This window comes from Streptomyces sp. R33, from assembly GCF_041200175.1.
Classification (GTDB): Bacteria; Actinomycetota; Actinomycetes; order Streptomycetales; family Streptomycetaceae; genus Streptomyces; species Streptomyces katrae_B.
In genome coordinates this window covers 6,253,088-6,272,127 of sequence record NZ_CP165727.1, presented here as the reverse complement: position 1 = coordinate 6,272,127, position 19,040 = coordinate 6,253,088, and the positions used below count along the sequence as shown (strand labels likewise).

At 74.2% G+C, this 19,040-nt stretch carries 20 protein-coding genes; 8 read left to right on the top strand and 12 right to left on the bottom strand.

Translation table 11 applies throughout. The annotated features are described in order from the left end of the window. Window positions 1-43: 43 nt before the first annotated feature. Window positions 44-775 carry a VIT1/CCC1 transporter family protein gene (locus tag AB5J51_RS28865; protein WP_053786902.1) on the bottom strand — a complete coding sequence of 244 codons (732 nt, stop codon included), beginning with the start codon at window positions 773-775 and terminating at the stop codon, window positions 44-46. Between the two features lie 270 nt (window positions 776-1,045). On the opposite strand from AB5J51_RS28865, the gene AB5J51_RS28860 reads away from it, so the two are divergent. The 7 genes from AB5J51_RS28860 (at window position 1,046) to AB5J51_RS28830 (ending at window position 9,117) form a co-directional block, all read left to right on the top strand. Further along, complete coding sequence (locus AB5J51_RS28860; protein ID WP_369779005.1) at window positions 1,046-2,041, top strand: ADP-ribosylglycohydrolase family protein; 996 nt, start codon at window positions 1,046-1,048, stop codon at window positions 2,039-2,041. After that, a complete protein-coding gene (locus AB5J51_RS28855; RefSeq protein ID WP_369779004.1) occupies window positions 2,038-3,309 on the top strand; it encodes an ADP-ribosylglycohydrolase family protein in 1,272 nt (423 codons plus the stop codon). Before AB5J51_RS28860 ends, AB5J51_RS28855 begins: the two co-directional genes overlap by 4 nt. 7 nt (window positions 3,310-3,316) lie before the next feature. Continuing rightward, the gene (locus AB5J51_RS28850) at window positions 3,317-4,462 is read left to right on the top strand and encodes an ADP-ribosylglycohydrolase family protein (protein WP_369779003.1); all 1,146 of its coding nucleotides are present in this window, start codon (window positions 3,317-3,319) and stop codon (window positions 4,460-4,462) included. Further along, the gene (locus AB5J51_RS28845) at window positions 4,459-6,024 is read left to right on the top strand and encodes an ADP-ribosylglycohydrolase family protein (protein ID WP_136224604.1); all 1,566 of its coding nucleotides are present in this window, start codon (window positions 4,459-4,461) and stop codon (window positions 6,022-6,024) included. The genes AB5J51_RS28850 and AB5J51_RS28845 overlap by 4 nt, the downstream gene beginning before the upstream one ends. Beyond that, on the top strand, window positions 6,021-7,016 hold the full coding sequence (gene rbsK / locus AB5J51_RS28840) for a ribokinase (protein WP_133898307.1): 996 nt from the start codon (window positions 6,021-6,023) through the stop codon (window positions 7,014-7,016). Before AB5J51_RS28845 ends, rbsK begins: the two co-directional genes overlap by 4 nt. 107 nt (window positions 7,017-7,123) lie before the next feature. Beyond that, the gene (locus AB5J51_RS28835) at window positions 7,124-8,299 is read left to right on the top strand and encodes a CaiB/BaiF CoA-transferase family protein (RefSeq protein ID WP_240805341.1); all 1,176 of its coding nucleotides are present in this window, start codon (window positions 7,124-7,126) and stop codon (window positions 8,297-8,299) included. Continuing rightward, window positions 8,296-9,117 (top strand): CoA ester lyase, encoded by an 822-nt coding sequence (locus AB5J51_RS28830; RefSeq protein ID WP_053786904.1) that lies wholly within the window; start codon window positions 8,296-8,298, stop codon window positions 9,115-9,117. Before AB5J51_RS28835 ends, AB5J51_RS28830 begins: the two co-directional genes overlap by 4 nt. Before the next feature lie 72 nt (window positions 9,118-9,189). Here the strand turns inward: AB5J51_RS28830 and lgt are convergent, their stop codons facing one another. The 11 genes from lgt to hisI form a co-directional block, all read right to left on the bottom strand. Then, window positions 9,190-10,182 carry a prolipoprotein diacylglyceryl transferase gene (gene lgt / locus AB5J51_RS28825; protein WP_369779002.1) on the bottom strand — a complete coding sequence of 331 codons (993 nt, stop codon included), beginning with the start codon at window positions 10,180-10,182 and terminating at the stop codon, window positions 9,190-9,192. A gap of 77 nt (window positions 10,183-10,259) precedes the next feature. Further along, window positions 10,260-11,225, bottom strand: coding sequence for a thioredoxin domain-containing protein (locus AB5J51_RS28820; RefSeq protein WP_078987365.1), 966 nt, complete (start codon window positions 11,223-11,225; stop codon window positions 10,260-10,262). Window positions 11,226-11,331: 106 nt separating this feature from the next. Next, complete coding sequence (trpA, locus tag AB5J51_RS28815) at window positions 11,332-12,144, bottom strand: tryptophan synthase subunit alpha (protein ID WP_030291994.1); 813 nt, start codon at window positions 12,142-12,144, stop codon at window positions 11,332-11,334. After that, window positions 12,141-13,394: a tryptophan synthase subunit beta gene (gene trpB / locus AB5J51_RS28810; protein ID WP_053786907.1), complete on the bottom strand. Its 1,254-nt coding sequence runs from the start codon at window positions 13,392-13,394 to the stop codon at window positions 12,141-12,143. The genes trpA and trpB overlap by 4 nt, the downstream gene beginning before the upstream one ends. A 221-nt stretch (window positions 13,395-13,615) precedes the next feature. Beyond that, entirely contained in the window at window positions 13,616-13,825 is a 210-nt protein-coding gene (trpM, locus tag AB5J51_RS28805; RefSeq protein ID WP_030291990.1) for a tryptophan biosynthesis modulator TrpM, read from the bottom strand. An 8-nt stretch (window positions 13,826-13,833) separates the two neighbouring features. After that, the gene (gene trpC, locus AB5J51_RS28800; protein ID WP_030291988.1) at window positions 13,834-14,643 is read right to left on the bottom strand and encodes an indole-3-glycerol phosphate synthase TrpC; all 810 of its coding nucleotides are present in this window, start codon (window positions 14,641-14,643) and stop codon (window positions 13,834-13,836) included. A gap of 183 nt (window positions 14,644-14,826) precedes the next feature. Then, complete coding sequence (locus AB5J51_RS28795) at window positions 14,827-15,309, bottom strand: DUF2752 domain-containing protein (protein ID WP_078987360.1); 483 nt, start codon at window positions 15,307-15,309, stop codon at window positions 14,827-14,829. Between the two features lie 70 nt (window positions 15,310-15,379). Further along, on the bottom strand, window positions 15,380-15,631 hold the full coding sequence (locus tag AB5J51_RS28790) for an HGxxPAAW family protein (RefSeq protein ID WP_053786909.1): 252 nt from the start codon (window positions 15,629-15,631) through the stop codon (window positions 15,380-15,382). Window positions 15,632-15,715: 84 nt separating this feature from the next. Beyond that, window positions 15,716-16,372, bottom strand: coding sequence for a TIGR02234 family membrane protein (locus AB5J51_RS28785; protein WP_053786910.1), 657 nt, complete (start codon window positions 16,370-16,372; stop codon window positions 15,716-15,718). A 14-nt stretch (window positions 16,373-16,386) separates the two neighbouring features. After that, on the bottom strand, window positions 16,387-17,877 hold the full coding sequence (locus tag AB5J51_RS28780; RefSeq protein ID WP_053786911.1) for an anthranilate synthase component I: 1,491 nt from the start codon (window positions 17,875-17,877) through the stop codon (window positions 16,387-16,389). Window positions 17,878-17,896: 19 nt separating this feature from the next. Next, on the bottom strand, window positions 17,897-18,259 hold the full coding sequence (gene hisI / locus AB5J51_RS28775; protein ID WP_053786912.1) for a phosphoribosyl-AMP cyclohydrolase: 363 nt from the start codon (window positions 18,257-18,259) through the stop codon (window positions 17,897-17,899). 84 nt (window positions 18,260-18,343) lie between these two features. Between hisI and AB5J51_RS28770 the strand changes: the two genes are divergently transcribed. Beyond that, the gene (locus tag AB5J51_RS28770) at window positions 18,344-18,976 is read left to right on the top strand and encodes a TIGR03085 family metal-binding protein (protein ID WP_053786946.1); all 633 of its coding nucleotides are present in this window, start codon (window positions 18,344-18,346) and stop codon (window positions 18,974-18,976) included. Window positions 18,977-19,040 lie beyond the last annotated feature (64 nt).

The following is a 19,040-nucleotide window of genomic DNA, read 5'->3' as shown; positions in this document are numbered from 1 at the left end:
CTACTTATGTCATGGGCTGCATAGTGTCTCACTACTTGCGCGGTCAGCCTACGGCTCCGCCGATCCAGGTTCCCAGGACGTACGTCACACCCGCGGCCGCGCCGCCCAGCAGCAGCTGCCTCAGACCGCTGTACCACCAGGCCCGCGCGGTGACCCGGGAGACGATCGCACCGCAGGCGAAGAGCCCGGCCAGCGCGACCAGCACCGCGGGCCACAGGGAGGTGGCACCGAGCAGGTACGGCAGTACGGGCAGCAGCGCACCCAGCGCGAAGGAGCCGAAGGACGAGACCGCGGCGACCATCGGCGAGGGCAGGTCCTCGGGGTCGATCCCGAGCTCCTCGCGGGCATGGATCTCCAGCGCCTGCTCAGGGTCGCGGGACAGCTGCATGGCGACCTCGCGGGCGAGCGCCGGTTCGACGCCGCGCGAGACGTACAGCTCGGCCAGCTCCTCCATCTCGTCGATGGGGTGCTTGCGCAACTGCTGGCGTTCTATGTCGAGTTCGGCGAGGACGAGCTCGCGCTGCGAGGCGACGGAGGTGTACTCGCCGGCCGCCATCGAGAAGGCTCCGGCCGCGAGGCCCGCCAGCCCGGTGATCACGACGGTCTGCGGGGCGACGGCGCCGCCGGCCACGCCGGTCATCAGCGCGAGGTTGGAGACGAGCCCGTCCATGGCGCCGAACACGGCCGGCCGCAGCCATCCGCCGTTGACGTCGCGGTGGGTGTGGTTGTCGCGGTGCGCGGTGTGCAGCGGTGCTTCGATGTCGATGATGGACATGGCGGATTCCTCCCCTTTGTGCGAGCGGGCACGCGGAACCACGCCCTGCGCGACGCGCAGGGACCCACTCCCCTGGAACACCTCGAAACTACGCACGATTTCTGCCGCCCGCCAGCAAGGAAGGCCGTACTTACCTGGGGTTTCGCGGATCGGCGACCGGGTGACGGGGGCCGGGGCGGGGTGTTTCGCGGCGAGCGACAAACCACATGTCATGGCACAAATCCCCCAAGGGCTCATGATGAGCCCCATCCAAGTGGGAGAGGCGCCGCCATGGAGCTGATGAAGCAGATTGCATGCAATCCGCAGGTCCTCCTCGAACGGGCCAGGGGCGCTCTTCTGGGCCTCGCGGCGGGTGACGCGCTCGGGGCCCCCGCCGAGAACATGAAGCCCTCGGAGATCCGGGCGAAATGGGGCCGCATCGAGGGCTTCGTGTCGGAGGACCCGGCGGGCACCGACGACACCGAGTACGCGATCTTCTCGGGGCTGCTGCTGGCCCGCCACGGGTCGGCGCTGACCGTCTCCCACGTCGAGCGGGCCTGGCACCACTGGATCGCCGACCTCGACGAGGGGCCGTTCCGCGGGGCCGGCTTCAGCGAGCGCGGCACCCTGGAGAACCTCCGCCGGGGACTCGCGGCCCCCATCTCCGCTCAGCACCGCCACGCCTGGTCGGACGGCCTGGCGATGCGGGCGGCGCCCTTCGGGGTGTTCGCGGCGGGCCGCCCGGCGGAAGCGGCGCGGCTCGTCGCGATCGACGGCTCGGTCAGCCACGACGGCGAGGGCATCTACGGCGGTCAGGCGGTGGCGGCGGGCGTCGCCGCGGCGATGGCGGGCGGCTCGCCCGCCTCCGTCATCTCGGCGGCCCTCTCGGTCATCCCCTCCGACTCCTGGACGGCCCGCTCGCTGCGCCGGGCCGTGACGGCCGCCCCGCGCGGGGAACGGGCGGTGCGCTCCGCGGTGGTGATCGGCGGCTACCCGTGGACGGACCTGGCCCCGGAGGCGGTGGGCCTGGCGTTCGGTGCCTTCGCCGCGTGCGGCGGCGACTTCCCTTCGTCGGTCCTGACGGCGGTGAACATGGGCCGCGACGCCGACACGACGGCGGCGGTGGCGGGCGCCCTCGCCGGCGCGATGTCCGGCCTCGCCGCGATCCCGGCCGCCTGGGCGGCGGCGATCGGCCCGGTCCGGGGCAGCTGCCTCCCCTCGATGCGGGGCTACCACGTCCTGGACATCGCGGACCTCCTCACCCCGGAATCCGAGACCTCCCGATGAGGCCGGAGTCCGCCCCGGCCGCGGTGGCGGGGACCGGAGCCGCCCGGGTGGCGGTATCGGCCGAGGGGCCCGACGCCGGGCCGGCCGCCGAGGTGAGCACCGGCCCCGCAGGGGCCGCGCAGGTCCGCACCCACCGGCCCCCCGCAGGGGCCCGGCGGATCGAGGGGTTGCTGCTCGGGCTCGCCGCGGGCGATGCCGCCGGGTGGCCGGCCGCCCGGCACCGGGCCAGCCGCATGCCCGAGTGGACCCGCCGCCTCACCCGCGAGCTCGACACCTTCGCCGAGCAGAACCAGACCACCACCCTCCCCGTGCCCATCGCCCTGAACCAGCCCCCGGAACCCCTGCGCCTGGGCCCCTCCGACGACGCCGAATGGGCCGCCTTCGCCGCCGAGTCCGTGCTCACCGCGGCCGGCGTGCTGCTCAGCGACCTCAGCCGGTCCCGCCGGATGCGGGCCGCCATCGACCTCGCCTGGAACGCCCTGGCCAGCGAGATCGCCGCGGCCGCCGAGCGCGCCCCCGAGGTGGAGTCGGCCGTGCTGCCGCTGCGCGCCCGCATCTCCGTGCGCGCGGGCCTCGGCAACCTCGCCGCCGGCCTGCGCCCGCCCGCCACCGGCCACGACAACCCGCACTACTTCGACGACGCCGCCTGCATCCGCGCCTGCGTCCTCGCCGTCGTCCACCCCGGGGATCCGGCCGCCGCCGCGGACCTCGCCGAGTTCGACGCCCGCTACACCCAGGACGGGGACGGGGTCCACGGCGCCCGCGCCATGGCCGCCGCCCTGGCGGCCGCCCTCGCCGGCGCGGACACCGACGCCGCCGTCGACGCCGCCCTCGGCCAGCTCCCCGAGGCCACCGAGATCGGCCGCAACGCCCGTCACGCCGTCAAGCTCGCCCGTACCCACAGCGACGGGGGCGGCGCCTTCGCCATCGTCCCCACCCTCGAGCACGAGATCGTGGACCACGTCTACAGCTACGGCATCGCCGCCGCCGAGACCGTCCCGGTGGCCCTCGCCCTCGCCACCGCCGCCCGGGGCCGGGCCGCCGAGGCCGTCCCGGCCGCCGCCTGCCTGTCCCGCGTCGCGGACTCCGCCCCCGCCCTCGCCGGCGCGCTCACCGGCGCCCTCGGCGGCGGCGACTCGATCCCCGCCGCCTGGCGCGAAGCCTGCCGCACCCTGTCGGGCTGCGCCCTCCCCCGCCTCGCCGGCACCGATCTCGTCGAACTCGCCGCGCTGCTCGATCGTACGGAACTCACCTCACCCAAGGGATGATTCGGACATGACGCTCACTCTCGAAGACCGGGCAGCCGGCTGCCTCGTCGGAGCCGCCGTCGGCGACGCGCTCGGCGGTCCGGTGGAGGGCTGGCCCCCGGACCGGATCGTGGAACGGCACGGCGGCCGCGTGCACGGCATCGTCGGACCGTGGCACGAGGACTGGCGCACGGCCCGCCCCATCGCGCCGTACCACAAGGGCGACGGCCACGTCACCGACGACACCCTCATGACGCACGCGCTGGTTCGGGTCTACGAGGCCGTACGGGACCACCTCGACGCGTACGCGATCGCCGACCACCTGGTCCCGGACCTGATGACCAACCCGCGCTGGATCCCCGAACTCGAAGCCGAGGCCCTGCCGCTCCAGCGGATCTTCCTGGCCGAGAAGTGGATCGTGACCCGGCTGCACTACGCCCACGCGGACCCGCGCGAGGCGGGCAACGGCAACATCGTCAACTGCGGTGCGGCGATGTACATGGCGCCGGTCGGCATCGTCAACGCCGGCCATCCGGCGGGCGCGTACGCGGAGGCGCTGGAGATCGCCGGGACGCACCAGTCCTCGTACGGGCGGGAGGCCGCGGGCGTCTTCGCGGCGGCGGTCGCGGCGGCGTGCGTGCCCGGGGCGACGGCCTCCTCGGTGGTGGACACGGCCCTGGCGCTGGCCAAGGACGGCACGCGGGCCGCCATCGCGGCGGTGTGCGAAGTCGCTGCGCAGCACCGGGACTTCGAGTCGGCCCTGGCCCCCCTCCGGGCGGCGGTTGCCCCGTACGACTCGGTGGGCCCGGACTACCGCTCCCCCTCGCTCGGCGCCCGCCGCCCGTCCCGCCTCCACTCGATCGAGGAGCTCCCGATCGCGCTCGGCATGCTGGTCGTCGCCGACGGTGCGTACGAGGGCTCGGTGCTCGGAGCCGTCAACTACGGCCGGGACTGCGACTCCATCGCCACGATGGCGGGGGCGATCGCCGGAGCCCTGTCCGGTGCCTCGGCGGTCCCGCCGGCCTGGGCCAAACAGGTCGCCGAGGCCAGCCGGCTCGACCTGCACGCCCCGGCGTCGGCCCTGGCCGCGGTGGCCCGCGAGGTCTTCGCCCTGGACCACGCCCGCCGCCGGGCCCACGAGTCGGCCTTCACCTCGATCGCCGCCCCGCGATGACCGGCACCCCGCCGTGCGATCCCCCTGCCGCCGGCCCCGCGCCGCTCCCGGCCCAGGGCGGCGGTTCGGCCGGGGCCGTACGGCTCACGTGGGTGCAGCCGGAGGACCTGGTCGGGCACGAGCTGCGGCAGGCCGCCGAGGACGGCAGGGACGCCGAGCCCCTGCACCGCGCCTGGCTGGCGGCCGGCGGCCACCCGGCGCCCGGCCGGGCCGGCGCCTCCCCCGCCCCGGCCCCGCCGGAGCTCCGCGCCCTCGCTTCCCGGCTCCTGACCGAACTCGCCGCCCTCCCCTCCCCGTCGGCCCGGGACGAACCGACCCCGTGGCCCGCCATCACCGCCACCTGGGCCGTGCCGCCGCCGGGCCGGGAGCCCGGGCACCCTTCCCCCACCCCGCCCTTGGGCCCCCGGCCCGCCGACCCGGCCCTCGCTGCGCGGCGCGCTGAAGGCTCGCCCCCGGCTTCGGATATGGACGGGCCGGCTCGGGAACCCGGCCACCGGGTCGACCCCCGGCTGCGGGAGCGGCTCGAGCGGGCCTGGACGGGCCGGGCCGTGGGGTGCGTGCTCGGGAAGCCCGTGGAGAAGCTGCCGCTGGAGGGGATCCGGGCGCTGGCCCGGGCCGCAGGGAACTGGCCCCTGGACGACTGGTTCACCGAACGCGGCGTTCCCGCGGAGCTGCTGGCCGCCCACCCCTGGAACCGTCGCTCCGCCGCCACCTCCCTCGCCGAGAACATCGACGGCGCCCCCGAGGACGACGACCTCAACTACCCGCTCCTGAACCTGATCCTGCTGCGCCGCTACGGCAGGGGCTTCACCACCGCCGACGTCGCCCGCCTCTGGCTCGACGAACTCCCCGCCGGCCGGACCTTCACCGCCGAGCGCCTCGCGTACCGGAACCTGCTGCTCGGGCTCGAGCCCCCGGCCACCGCCACCCACCACAACCCGTTCCGCGAGTGGATCGGCGGCCTCATCCGGGCCGACGTGCACGGCTGGACCAACCCCGGCGACCCGGCCGCCGCCGCGGCCCAGGCCCACCGGGACGCCGTCCTCACCCACACCGGCAACGGCGTCTACGCCGCCCTCTTCGCCGCCGCCGCCATCGCCGAGGCCGCCGGCGGCCGGGCCGACGTCCACACCGCGCTCCGGGCCGGACTGGCCGTCGTACCGCCCCGCTCACGGCTCGCCGAGGCCGTCCGCCACGCCGTCGACACGGCCACCCGGCACGCCGACGCCGACTTCGACCGCGTCGTGGACCGGCTGCACGCCCGGTACGGGCACTACCACTGGGTCCACGCCGTCCCCAACACCGCCCTGATCGCCGCCGCCCTCACCCACGCCGACGGGGACTTCACCCGCTCCGTCTGCCGCGCCGTGTCCGGCGGCTGGGACACCGACTCCAACGGCGCGACCGCCGGCTCCCTCGCCGCACTCGTCGACCCGGACGGCGTCCCGCACCGCTGGTCCGCCCCCCTCAAGAACCGCCTCGCCACCACCGTCCCCGGCTTCGACGGCATCGGCTTCGACACCCTCGCCCAGCTCACCGCACAGGAGGCAGCCCGCCCATGACGGCCATCGCCGTGCTCGGCAGTACCAACATGGACCTCGTCGCCTACGTCCCCAAGGCCCCCCGCCTCGGGGAGACCGTCACCGGCCGCGGGTTCCGCACCGTCCCCGGCGGCAAGGGCGCCAACCAGGCCGTCGCCGCCGCCCGCTGCGGCGGGGAGGTGGTGATGATCGGCGCGGTCGGGGCCGACGGGTTCGGCGTACGCCTGCGCTCCGCGCTCGCCGCGGCCGGGGTGGAGACGGCGGCCCTGCGCACCGTCGAGGGCGCCAGCGGCACCGCCCACATCACCGTCGACGACGAGGGCGGCAACAGCATCATCGTCATCCCCGGCGCCAACGCCCACGTCACCGGCCTCGAGGCGGGTGACGACTCCCGTATCGGCGCCGCCGACTCGCTCCTGCTCCAGCTCGAACTCCCGCTGTCCGCCGTGCTCGCCGGCGCGCTCGCAGCCCGCGCCCACGGCGTCCGTACGGTCCTCACCCCGGCCCCCGCCCAGCCGCTGCCCGCGGAACTCCTCGCCGCGACCGACCTGCTGGTCCCCAACGAACACGAGGCCGCCGCCCTGACCGGCCTCACCGACCCGTACCAGGCCGCCGAGGCCCTGCTCCACGAGGTCCCGGAGGTCGTCATCACCCTCGGCGCGGCCGGGTCCCTGTACGCCGCCCGCGGTCGCGAGCCGCTGACCGTGCCCGCGCCCCGGGTCCGGGCGGTGGACACCACCGCCGCCGGGGACACCTTCGTCGGCGCGCTCGCCGTGGCCCTCGGCGAGCACCGGCCCATGCCGGAGGCGCTGCGCTGGGCGTCGGCGGCGGCGGCGCTCTCGGTCCAGCGCCCAGGAGCCCAGGACTCGATGCCGACCCGCGCCGAGACGGACGCCGCCGCCCTGGCCGGGCCTCCCACCGGTCCCGCACCGGCACCCGGGACCGCTGCCCCGCCACCGCCCGGGGGCGGCTCCGGTCCGCGGGACGGCAGCGGCGCCGGAGCCGCGTCGTGACCTCCGGGACCGGCGCGGGCCGAGGGGCCCGGCCCCAGGACGGGCCCGTCGCGGGGGCGCCCCCCGAGCGGTCCGCGGCCGCGCACTCGGGCGGCCCTCCCGGGCCCCTGCAGGGGCTGCGCGTCCTCGACCTCGCCACGCTCTTCGCGGGGCCGCTCGCCGCCACCCTGCTCGGGGACTTCGGCGCCGACGTCGTCAAGGTCGAGCACCCGCGGCGCCCCGACCCCTCGCGCGGCCACGGCCCCGCCAAGGACGGCGTCGGCCTGTGGTGGAAGCTGCTCGGCCGGAACAAGCGGACGATGACCCTCGACCTGTCCGCGCCCGGCGGGCGCGACACCCTGCTGCGGCTGGCCGCCTCCGCCGACGTGGTCATCGAGAACTTCCGTCCCGGAACCCTCGAGAAGTGGGGCCTGGGCTGGCCCGAGCTGTCCGCCGCCAACCCGCGGCTGATCCTGACCCGCGTCACGGCCTTCGGCCAGCAGGGCCCGTACGCCCACCGGCCCGGCTTCGGCACCCTCGCCGAGGCGATGAGCGGCTTCGCCGCGATCACCGGGGAGCCGGACGGCCCGCCGACCCTGCCGCCCTTCGGCCTCGCGGACTCGATCGCCGCGCTGACCACGGCGTACGCGGTGATGACCGCGCTCGCCGGCCGCGAGCGCACCGGCCACGGGCAGGTGGTGGACCTGGCCATCATCGAGCCGATCCTCACCGTGCTGGGCCCGCACCCGCTCTGGTACGACCAGCTCGGCTACGTCCAGCCGCGCACCGGCAACCGTTCCACCAACAACGCCCCGCGGAACACCTACCGCAGTGCGGACGGGCGCTGGCTGGCGGTCTCGACCTCGGCGCAGTCCATCGCTGAGCGCGTCATGCGGCTCGTCGGCCGTCCCGAGCTGATCGCCGAGCCCTGGTTCGCGACCGGCTCGGGCCGGGCCGCCCACGCGCCCGTCCTCGACGAAGCCGTCGGCGGCTGGATCGGGCGCCACAAGGCCGACGACGTGGTCGCCGCCTTCGAGGAGGCCGAGGCCGCCGTGGCCCGGGTCTACGACGTACGGGACGTCATGGCCGATCCGCAGTTCGCGGCCCTGGACACCGTCACCGAGGTCGAGGACCCCGAACTCGGCCCGCTCCGGATGCAGAACGTCCTGTTCCGGCTGTCCGGGACCCCCGGCGGGATCCGCTGGGCGGGCCGCCCGCACGGCGCGGACACCGAAGCCGTACTCACCGAACTCGGACTGTCCGAGGCCGAGATCAGCGCACTCCGGATGGAGGGGGCCCTGTGATCCTGACCTGGCTCTACGTACCGGGCGACCGCCCGGAGGTGGTCGCCAAGGCCCTGCGCTCCGGGGCCGACGCCGTCATCGTCGACCTCGAGGACGCGGTGTCGGCCTCCCGCAAGGAGTACGCCCGCGCCGCCACCGCGGAACGGCTGGCCGAGCGCCCTGCGGTCCCGGTCCTCGTCCGCGTCAACGCCCTGGACTCCCCCTGGGCCGGCGCCGACCTCAGCGCCCTGACCGGGCTGCACGGCCTCGCGGGGCTGCGGCTGCCGAAGATCTCGGCCCCGGAGCAGATCGCCGCGGTCGCCGACCGCACCGGCGGGGTGGCCCTGCACGCCATGCTGGAGTCGGCGCTGGGCGTGGAGCGCGCGTACGAGATCGCCCGCGCGCACCCCGCCCTGCGCGGGCTCTCCCTCGGCGAGGCGGACCTGCGCGCCGATCTGGGCATCAGCGCGGAGGCGGGGCTGGACTGGCCGCGCTCCCGGGTGGTGGTCGCGGCGCGGGCGGCGGGGCTGGCCCCGCCCGCACAGTCGGTCTTCCCCGACATCCGGGACCTGGAGGCGCTGGCCGTCTCCTGCGCGCGCGGCCGGGCACTGGGCTTCCTGGGCCGGGCGGCGATCCACCCGCGCCAGCTGCCGGTGATCGAGCGGGCGTACCTGCCCGCCCCGGAGGAGGTCACCGCCGCCGAGGAGATCGTCGCGGCCGCCCGCCGCACCCCGGGCGCGGTGGCCCTGCCGGACGGCCGCTTCGTCGACCCGGCGGTCCTGGCGGGCGCGGAACGGGTCGTCGCGCTGGCCCGCCGGGAATCGCCCGTCCTGTCCTGACCTGCCATGCGCAACGGGAGGGGCGCCGCGCGGTGTGCGCGGCGCCCCTCCCGTGTGATCCGGACGAGCCGGTCAGAGCTTCTTGGCGGCCTTCGGAGCCTCGGCGCCGGGCTTCGGCCCGGAGTCCTCGGCCTCGGCCTCGGCAGTGGCCGGGGCGTCCGCGCCGGCGTCCACCGCCGCGTCCTCGGTTTCGCCGGCCTTGGCCTCGTCCGCGGTGTCGGCCTTGGTCTCCGGGTCGGACGCCGCGGGTCCGCGGTCCGGCTCCACGACCTCCTCGCGGCCCGGCCGCAGCTTCGCCGACAGCACGAGGTAGACCACGGCCAGGACGAAGACCACGATCGAGGTCCACACGTTCAGCCGGAGGCCCAGGATGTGGTGCGCCTCATCCACCCGCATGTACTCGATCCAGCCGCGGCCCACGCAGTACGCGGCGACGTACAGGGCGAAGGCCCGGCCGTGGCCCAGCCTGAAGCGGCGGTCGGTCCAGATCACGAGCGCGGCGACGCCCAGGCACCACAGCGACTCGTACAGGAAGGTCGGGTGGTAGGTACCGGCGACCCGGTTGGGGCCCTCGCTGATCTTGACGGCCCAGGGCAGGTCGGTGGCCCGCCCGTACAGCTCCTGGTTGAACCAGTTGCCCCAGCGGCCGCAGGCCTGGGCCAGCGCGATACCGGGGGCCAGGGCGTCGGCCCAGGCCGGCAGCGGGATGCCGCGCAAGCGGCAGCCGATCCAGGCGCCCACCGCTCCCAGCGCGATGGCCCCCCAGATGCCGAGGCCGCCCTCCCAGATCTTGAAGGCGTCGACCCAGTTGCGGCCCTCGCCGAAGTACAGCTGGTAGTCGGTGATCACGTGGTACAGGCGCCCGCCGATCAGGCCGAACGGCACGGCCCACACCGCGATGTCCGCGACCGTGCCCGGCTTTCCGCCGCGCGCGATCCACCGCTTGTTGCCGAGCCAGACGGCGACGAAGACGCCGATGATGATGCAGAACGCGTAGCCGCGCAGCGGGATCGGTCCGAGATGGATCACGCCGGTCGACGGGCTGGGGATATAGGCAAGGTTCATGGCAGTGCCGACGCTACCCTGCCGGGCGGTGCGGACCGCAACCCGCCCGGCAACCTGGCGCCAAATCGAGACGGGACTCAGGGGGTGTCCGCGGCCCCCTTCGCGACCCCGGCCGAGCCGGCCCGCGACCCCGTCGAGGTGGACGAGGACTTGGCCGCAGCCGACGAGGAGGCCGACGGCGACGCGGACGCACCCTTCGCCCCCTTCGCCGAGGGGCTCGGCGAGGCGGACGGCGAGGGGCTCGCGCCGCCGGCGCCCTTCGCAGCGGCCTCCACCTGCTCCTTGAGCTTCTGCGGGGTGATCGGGTTGGCCTGGTCGGCGAAGAGGTCCTTGCCGTTCAGCAGCACGGTCGGGGTGCCCTTGAACTTCCCGGCGCGGAAGGCCTCGAAGGACTTGTTCACCCAGCTGTTGTGCGTCCCGTCCTCGACGCACTTGCGGAACTCGGGGGTGTCCAGCCCGTCGACCTTGCCGGCCAGCTCCAGCAGCTTGGCGTTGTTCCCGTAGGCGTCGTCGACCTCCTGCGGCTGGTTCTCGAACAGGACGTCGTGGTACGCCGCGAACTTCCCGGCGTCCTGCGCGCAGGCCGCGGCGTTCGCGCCCTTCAGCGAGCCGCTGCCGCCCATGTTCCCGTCGATCAGGGTGACGATGTGGTAGTCGACCTTGAGCAGCCCCTTGGCCTCCAGGTCGTGGATCGTGTCCCGGTAGTTGGTCTCGAAGGACTTGCACGCCGGGCAGCGGAAGTCCTCCCACACCGTCAGCGTGGACTTGGCCTCGGGCTTGCCCGTCTGGATGGCGAGCGCGTCCTTCCCGGTGGCCCCGGAGGGGGCGGTCACCGGGCCTCCCCCGGCGGACCCGCCACTGTCGGTGTTGGCCGCGATCAGGCCGACGACGGCCGCCAGGCCGAGGACGCCCACCACGGCCGACGCCACGATGAGGGTTCGCCGCCGCTTTTCCCTCTTCTTCTCGCGCTCACGCTCCGCCTGGAGCCGCTCGCGGGCCGATCGTTTCGCTTCGCGGTTCGCACCGTCGTTCTTCTCGCTCACGTTCGGCCAAACGAAGCGGGGAGGCACTCGCGTGCCTCCCCGCTCCCACTTCCACCCGATCGGACTACAGAACCCGATCAAGGGTTCGCGCCGCGAATCGAACGCGTCAGCTCCTGCGTACGCCTTCCGCGAGCTCGCCCGCCAGCGCCCGTACGGCGGCCAGCCCGGCCGGCAGGTCCGGCGCGTCCAGCAGCAGCTTCACGAACGCCGAGCCGACGATCACCCCGTCGGCGAAGCCCGCGACCTCCTTCGCCTGCACGGCGTTGGAGACGCCGAGGCCCACGCACACGGGCAGCTCGGTGGTCGCGCGGGTACGGCGGACCAGCTCCTGGGCCTCGTGGCCGACCGACTCGCGGGTGCCGGTGACGCCCATCAGCGAGGCGGCGTAGACGAAGCCGGAACCGGCGGCCGTGATGGTCGCCAGGCGCTCGTCCTTGCTGCTCGGAGCGACGACGAAGACGGTCGCCAGACCGTGCTTGTCGGCGTGCTCACGCCACAGCGCGGACTCCTGGACCGGCAGGTCGGGCAGGATGCAGCCCGCGCCGCCCGCCGCGGCCAGCTCGGTGGCGAACCGCTCGACGCCGTAGCGGTCGATCGGGTTCCAGTACGTCATGACCAGCACCGGGGCCCCGGTCGCCGCGTGCGCCTCGCGCACGGTGCGCAGCACGTCGGCGATCTTGACGCCGCCGCGCAGGGCGATGTCGTCGGCGGTCTGGATGATCGCGCCGTCCAGGACCGGGTCGCTGTGCGGGAGGCCGACCTCGACCACGTCCGCGCCGCCCGCGATGACGGCCTTGACGGCCTCGATGCCGCCGTCGACGGTCGGGAAGCCGGCGGGGAGGTAGGCGACGAGGGCCGCGCGGTCCTCGGACTTGGCCTTCGCGAGCGTGGCCGAGAGGAGTTCGATGTTGCCGCTCACTTGGTCTCCCCCTCGGAGGCGTCGGTGTCGTAAAGGTCGAAGTAGCGCGCCGCCGTGTCCATGTCCTTGTCGCCGCGGCCGGACAGGTTGACCACGATCAGCCCGTCCTTGCCCAGCTCCTTGCCCAGGTCGAGGGCGCCGGCGAGGGCGTGCGCCGACTCGATCGCCGGGATGATGCCCTCGGTGCGGGAGAGCAGGCGCAGGGCCTGCATCGCGGCGTCGTCGGTGACCGCGCGGTACTCGCCGCGGCCCGAGTCCTTGAGGAAGGAGTGCTCGGGGCCGATGCCCGGGTAGTCCAGACCGGCCGAGATGGAGTACGGCTCGGTGATCTGGCCCTCCTCGTCCTGGAGGACGTACGAGCGGGAGCCGTGCAGGATGCCGGGCTCGCCGGCGGTCAGCGTGGCCGCGTGCTCGCCGGTCTCGACGCCGTGCCCGGCGGGCTCGAAGCCGACGAGCCGGACGCCGGTGTCCGGGATGAAGGCGTGGAAGAGGCCGATGGCGTTGGAGCCGCCGCCGACGCAGGCCGCGACGGCGTCGGGCAGCCGGCCGGCGCGCTCCAGGATCTGGCGGCGGGCCTCGACCCCGATGACCCGGTGGAAGTCGCGGACCATGGCCGGGAAGGGGTGCGGGCCGGCGACGGTGCCGAAGAGGTAGTGGGTGCGGTCCACATTGGCGACCCAGTCGCGGAACGCCTCGTTGATGGCGTCCTTGAGCGTCCGGGAGCCGGACTTCACCGCGATGACCTCGGCGCCCAGCATCCGCATCCGGGCCACGTTCAGGGCCTGGCGCTGGGTGTCGATCTCGCCCATGTAGATGGTGCACTCGAGGCCGAAGAGCGCGCAGGCGGTGGCGGTGGCAACGCCGTGCTGGCCGGCTCCGGTCTCGGCGATGACGCGGGTCTTGCCCATGCGCTTGGTGAGCAGCGCCTGGCCCAGCACGTTGTTGATCTTGTGCGAGCCGGTGTGGTTGAGGTCCTCGCGCTTGAGGAAGATCCGCGCGCCGCCGGCGTGCTCGGCGAACCGCGGCACCTCGGTGAGGGCGCTGGGCCGGCCGGTGTAGTTGACCATGAGGTCGTTGAGCTCGGCCGCGAAGGCCGGGTCCCCCTTGGCCTTCTCGTACTCGACGGCGACCTCGTCCACGGCGGCGACGAGCGCCTCCGGGATGAACTTGCCGCCGAAGTCGCCGAAGTAGCCCTCGGCGTTGGGGACGTGACCCTCCGGGTCCGGAATGAAGAACGAGCTGCTGGACATGCCCAGTACTCCTACGGGTGCGATGGGATGGATGCACCGTATTGCGCTGCGGGCCCGCCGCACGCGCACCCCGCTGCGGGGGTGGGGATGCCTGCGGACCCGGCCGTCCGCGCCCGGAGCCGGCGGCTCGGGGCGACGGGCCGTGAACGAGCACCGCGCGGGGCGGTACGCAGGCTCCGTCGTGCGACGGCGTCAGGCGTACCGGACCGGGACGGCCCTCGTTACAGCGCGCCTGTGGTGCGCCATCGCATGCCGTTGACCTGACCGGGCTCGGAGCCGATCACGTACCTGACCCGGCGCCCGTGCACCCGCCGGGCCGGGGCACGGCAGCCGCGGGGGCGGCAGCCGCGCGCCAGGGGCGCGTGCGCCGTCGGCACACCGGCCGGGCCTGAGCCGGGCCGGGTGCGGACGGAGGGGCGGTCGGGGGCCATGGGACGGGTCAGCTCCGTCCGTGGCGCAGGGCGGGGTGGGCCCCGGCGGCGACGAGGTCGGCCACGGCCGACTTCGGGTCGCGTCCGGTGACCAGGGACTCCCCGACGAGGACGGCGTCGGCGCCCTCGTTGGCGTAGGCGATCAGGTCGTGCGGCCCGCGGATGCCGGACTCGGCAACCTTGACGATGTGGGCCGGGATCTCGCCGACGACGCGCTCGAAGGTGGAGCGGTCGACCTTGAGGTCCTTGAGGTTGCGGGCATTGACGCCGATGATCTTGGCGCCGGCCGCAACCGCGCGCTCGACCTCGTCCTCGTCGTGGACCTCGACGAGCGGGGTGAGCCCGATGGACTCGGCCCGCTCGATGAGGGAGACGAGGGCCTCCTGCTCCAGGGCCGCGACGATCAGCAGCGCGAGGTCGGCGCCGTAGGCGCGGGCCTCCCACAGCTGGTACGCCGTGACGATGAAGTCCTTGCGCAGGATCGGGATGTCCACGCGCGCGCGGACGGCCTCCAGGTCGGCCAGCGAGCCGCCGAAACGGCGCTGCTCGGTGAGGACGGAGATGACCGCCGCACCGCCCGCCTCGTAGTCGGCGGCGAGTCCGGCGGGATCCGCGATCGCGGCCAGCGCACCCTTGGAGGGGCTGGAGCGCTTGACCTCGCAGATCACCTTGACGCCGTCGCCGCGCAGGGCCGCGACGCCGTCCTTGGCCTGGGGCGCCTTGGCGGCACGCTCCTTGAGCTCGTCGAGGCTCACGCGGGCCTGCCGTTCGGCAAGGTCTTCGCGGACCCCTTCGATGATCTCGTCGAGCACACTCACGCGAGCGGCCCCCTTCCGGGTCGATGACGGTCGGCCGCCTTGCAGACACGTACAACTGCAAGGTCAGCAATCAAATGGTATCCGCAGGAGGCCTTGCGCTCCGCACGCGGTTGACGGCGTCCCAGTCACTGGACATTCGGAATCCGGGATTCATATGGACCCCGGGCAGGCCCGGTACGGGCCTCAGGGGGCCAGGGCGGATCCGAACGGCAGGTTTCGGACCACCACGAAAACGAGCGCGAGCACCCCGATGGCCCACCAGTACGGCCGCCGCAGGGCGAAGCGCGGGGCGAGGCCGCCGCGCCAGGCGCGAACCAGCCACAGGACCATGAAGCCTGCGAAGACGAAGTAGCCGACGACGGCCAGGGCATTCGCCCCGAAAGCAGTGATCAGATCGCCGTGCGCGAACGCGTGCGCACTGCGCAGCCCGCCGCATCCGGGGCACAGAATTCCGGTCAGCCGAAAGAGCGGGCAGACCGGATAGTGGCCCGGTTCATTGGGATCCACGGCCCCCACGTACGCAAAGGCCAGCGCCGCCGAGGCCAGCGTGAGCGCCGGCCCGGCCAGCCGCCGCGCCCGGCTCTGCGGCGGCGCGGGCGCGGGCCGGGGCCCGGGCACGTCCACGGTGCTGTGAGAGGCGTCCACGCGCTGATTCTCTCCGCTCATGACAAAAGGCGCAGCCCGACGGGGCCGCGCCTTTCGAAGGTGTCCACCGGTACTCGGACCTCGGCGGCACTCAGACCTTGGCAGCGGCCTTGTTCGCGGCGATGACCACGGCCAGGTCGTCGTGGGCGGCCTTCGGCGCGCCCATGCCCGCGGCCTTCATCGCCAGGCCCACCACACCGCCGAGCGCGACGACGACGAGCCCGGCCCAGAACCCGAGCGGGTTCGCGATGACCATGAACGCGCCGGAGATGCAGAAACCGATGAAAGCGATGATGACACCGGTCCAGGCGGCCGGGGTGTGTCCGTGGTTAGTGCCCGCCATGAGTTGCTCCTCGTTTGCTCTGTCGCACGTGCTGTGATGTCGAATGCTCGGTGCCCATTGTCCCGCACGGGGCGCGGTGCACGGTCAGCGGGTCGGGTCCTCACCGCGGTCCAGGGCCTTCCACAGGTCCTCGGGCCGGTCGGGGTCCACCGCCGCCGCCTTGCGGGCCCGGGGGCTGCCGTCCCGCTCGTAGCGGCCGCCCATCGCCGGCCAGCTGCGCCCGAAGCGCAGGGCCAGCAGTCCGGCGACCAGGATCAGGGCCGCACCGGCGGCCGTGATGTACGGCCAGGCCGTGTGCGACAGCGCCCCCACCTGCGCCGCGGTGTCCGCGGTCGTACGGGCCGCCTGCGCGTCCAGCGCCTGCCGGTCGTCGGCGGCCAGCACCGCGGAGAGGGCCGCGCCCAGGCCGCTCAGCGCCAGCAGCCCGGAGACCAGCAGCCGGCTCCTGCCCCGCACGGCGAACACGGCCACCAGGGCCGCGAGGCCCACGATGGCCAGGGCCGCCGGGAGCCCGGTCACGGCCCGCCCGTCCGCGGTCAGCGGCAGCGAGCCACCCCCCACGGCAGCGGTGCCCCGGGCCCAGACGCGGCCGGAGGCGAGCAGGACGACGGTCGCACCGAGCGCGCCGAGCAGCAGGGCGACGGCCACGCTGCGGCGGCCGCCGCGACTGTCCGGGGCGTCTGCTCCGGTGGGGGCGTCGGTGTCGTTTCGGGGTGGGGGTACGGCACTCACGTACCCCACTATCCCCTACGCCGTCACGAGCCGTTCAGCCGGTTCGCCGCTCCCACCGCGCGCAGGACGGCGGCCGCCTTGTTGCGGCACTCGTTGTCCTCCAGCTCGGGCACCGAGTCCGCGACGACTCCCGCGCCGGCCTGGACGTACGCCGTGCCGTCGCGCAGCAGCGCGGTGCGGATGGCGATGGCCGTGTCGGAGTCCCCGGCGAAGTCGAGGTAGCCGACGCAGCCGCCGTACAGGCCGCGGCGGGAGGGTTCGAGCTCCTCGATGATCTGCATGGCGCGCGGCTTGGGAGCGCCCGAGAGGGTACCGGCCGGGAAGCAGGCGGTGAGCACGTCGAAGGCGGTCCTGCCCTCGGCGACGCGGCCGGTGACGGTGGAGACGATGTGCATGACGTGCGAGTACCGCTCGATCGACATGAAGTCGACGACCTCGACCGATCCCGGCTCACAGACGCGGCCCAGGTCGTTGCGGCCCAGGTCGACGAGCATCAGGTGCTCGGCGCGCTCCTTGGGGTCGGCCATCAGCTCCTCGGCGAGCGCCTGGTCCTCCTGCGGGGTGGCCCCGCGGTGGCGGGTGCCGGCGATCGGGTGGACCATGGCCCGCCCGTCCTCGACCTTGACCAGGGCCTCCGGGCTGGACCCGACGACGTCGAAGCCGTTCTCGAAGCGGAACAGGTACATGTACGGGGACGGGTTGGTGGCCCGCAGCACCCGGTAGACGTCCAGCGCGGAGGCGGCGCAGGGGGTCTCGAACCGCTGCGAGGGCACCACCTGGAAGGCCTCGCCGGCCCGGATGCGCTCCTTGATGTCCTCGACGGCGTCCTGGTACTTCTGCCCGCCCCACAGCGCGGAGAACTCCGGCAGTTCGGAGGCGGGCAGCGGCGTGGGGGTGTACGGGGCCGGCCGCGCGAGGTCGGCCTCCATCGCGTCGAGCCGGGCCACCGCGTCCGCGTACGCCTCGTCCACGCCGGTGTCGAGGTCGTTGTGGTTGATGGCGTTGGCGATGAGCTGGACCGTGCCGTCCCAGTGGTCCATGACCGCCAGGTCGGAGGTGAGCAGCATGGTCAGCTCGGGCAGCTGGAGGTCGTCGGCGGTGTGCTCGCCGATGCGCTCCAGGCGGCGCACGATGTCGTAGCCGAGGTAGCCGACCATGCCGCCGGTGAAGGGCGGCATCCCGCCCGCGAGGTCGCGGGGCGTGTGCAGGGTCTGGACGGTGGCCCGCAGGGCCTCGAGCGGGTCGCCGTCGGTGGGGACGCCGACGGGCGGGGTGCCGATCCAGTGCGCCCGGCCGTCGCGGACGGTGAGCGTGGCGTCGCTGCGGACGCCGACGAACGAGTAGCGGGACCAGGAGCGGCCGTTCTCGGCGGACTCCAGGAGGAAGGTGCCCGGGCGTTCGGCGGCCAGCTTGCGGTAGAGCCCGACCGGGGTGTCGCCGTCGGCCAGCAGCTTGCGGCTCACGGGGATGACGCGGCGGTCCGCCGCGAGCTTGCGGAACGTCTCAAGATCCATGGCTTGGGACCCTACCTACCTATTCGGCCAGCGGAAGGACATCGGCGTCGAAGCACGTGCGGGCGCCCGTGTGGCAGGCGGCGCCGACCTGGTCGACCTTGACGAGGAGGGTGTCGGCGTCGCAGTCGAGGGCGACGGACTTCACGTGCTGGAAGTGGCCGGACGTGTCCCCCTTCACCCAGTACTCCTGGCGGCTGCGGGACCAGTACGTGCAGCGGCCGGTGGTCAGGGTGCGGTGCAGGGCCTCGTCGTCCATCCAGCCGAGCATGAGCACCTCACCGGTGTCGTACTGCTGGGCGATGGCCGGAACCAGGCCGTCTGCGGAGCGCTTGAGCCGGGCGGCGATGGCGGGATCGAGGGAGGACGTACTCATGGGGGCCATTGTGCCGCGCCCGGGCGGTCGTGACGGATCACCGTCCGCCTGATGAGCGGGCACGGGCCGGGTTCCGGCCGTAGGCTGGCCCCCATGTCTACCCATGCGAAGCGTGAACGCCTGCTGCTGGCGGACCTGTTGGAGGCGGCCGGGCCCGAGGCGCCGACGCTGTGCGACGGCTGGCGGGCCAGGGAGCTGGCGGCGCACGTGGTGGTCCGGGAGCGTCGCCCGGACGCGGCGGGCGGCCTGCTGCTGAACGTCCTGAAGGACCGGCTGGACAAGGCGATGGCCGAGTACGCGGCCAAGCCGTACGAGGAACTGATCCAGCTGATCCGCACCGGCCCGCCGAAGATGTCGCTGTACGCGCTGAAGCAGATCGACGAGGCGGCGAACGCGGTGGAGTTCTACGTCCACGCGGAGGACGTGCGCCGCGCCCAGCCGGACTGGTCGCCGCGCCAGCTGGACCCGGTGTTCTCGGACGCCCTGTGGTCCCGCCTGGAGAAGCTGGCCCGGCTGACGGGCCGCCGCTCCCCGGTGGGCCTGGTGCTGCGCCGCCCGAACGGCCAGACGGCAGTCGCCCACAAGGGCACCCCGGTGGTGACGGTCACCGGCGAACCGGGCGAACTGACCCTCTTCTGCTTCGGCCGCCAGGACGCTGCCGCTGTGGAACTGGACGGCCCTGCGGAGGCCATCGCCAAGCTGACGACGGCCAAGCTGGGCATTTAGCCCCCGCGGGGCTGGGATCTGCCGCTGAGCGGCAGATCCCAGCCCCGCCGGCGTGTGGGCGCGC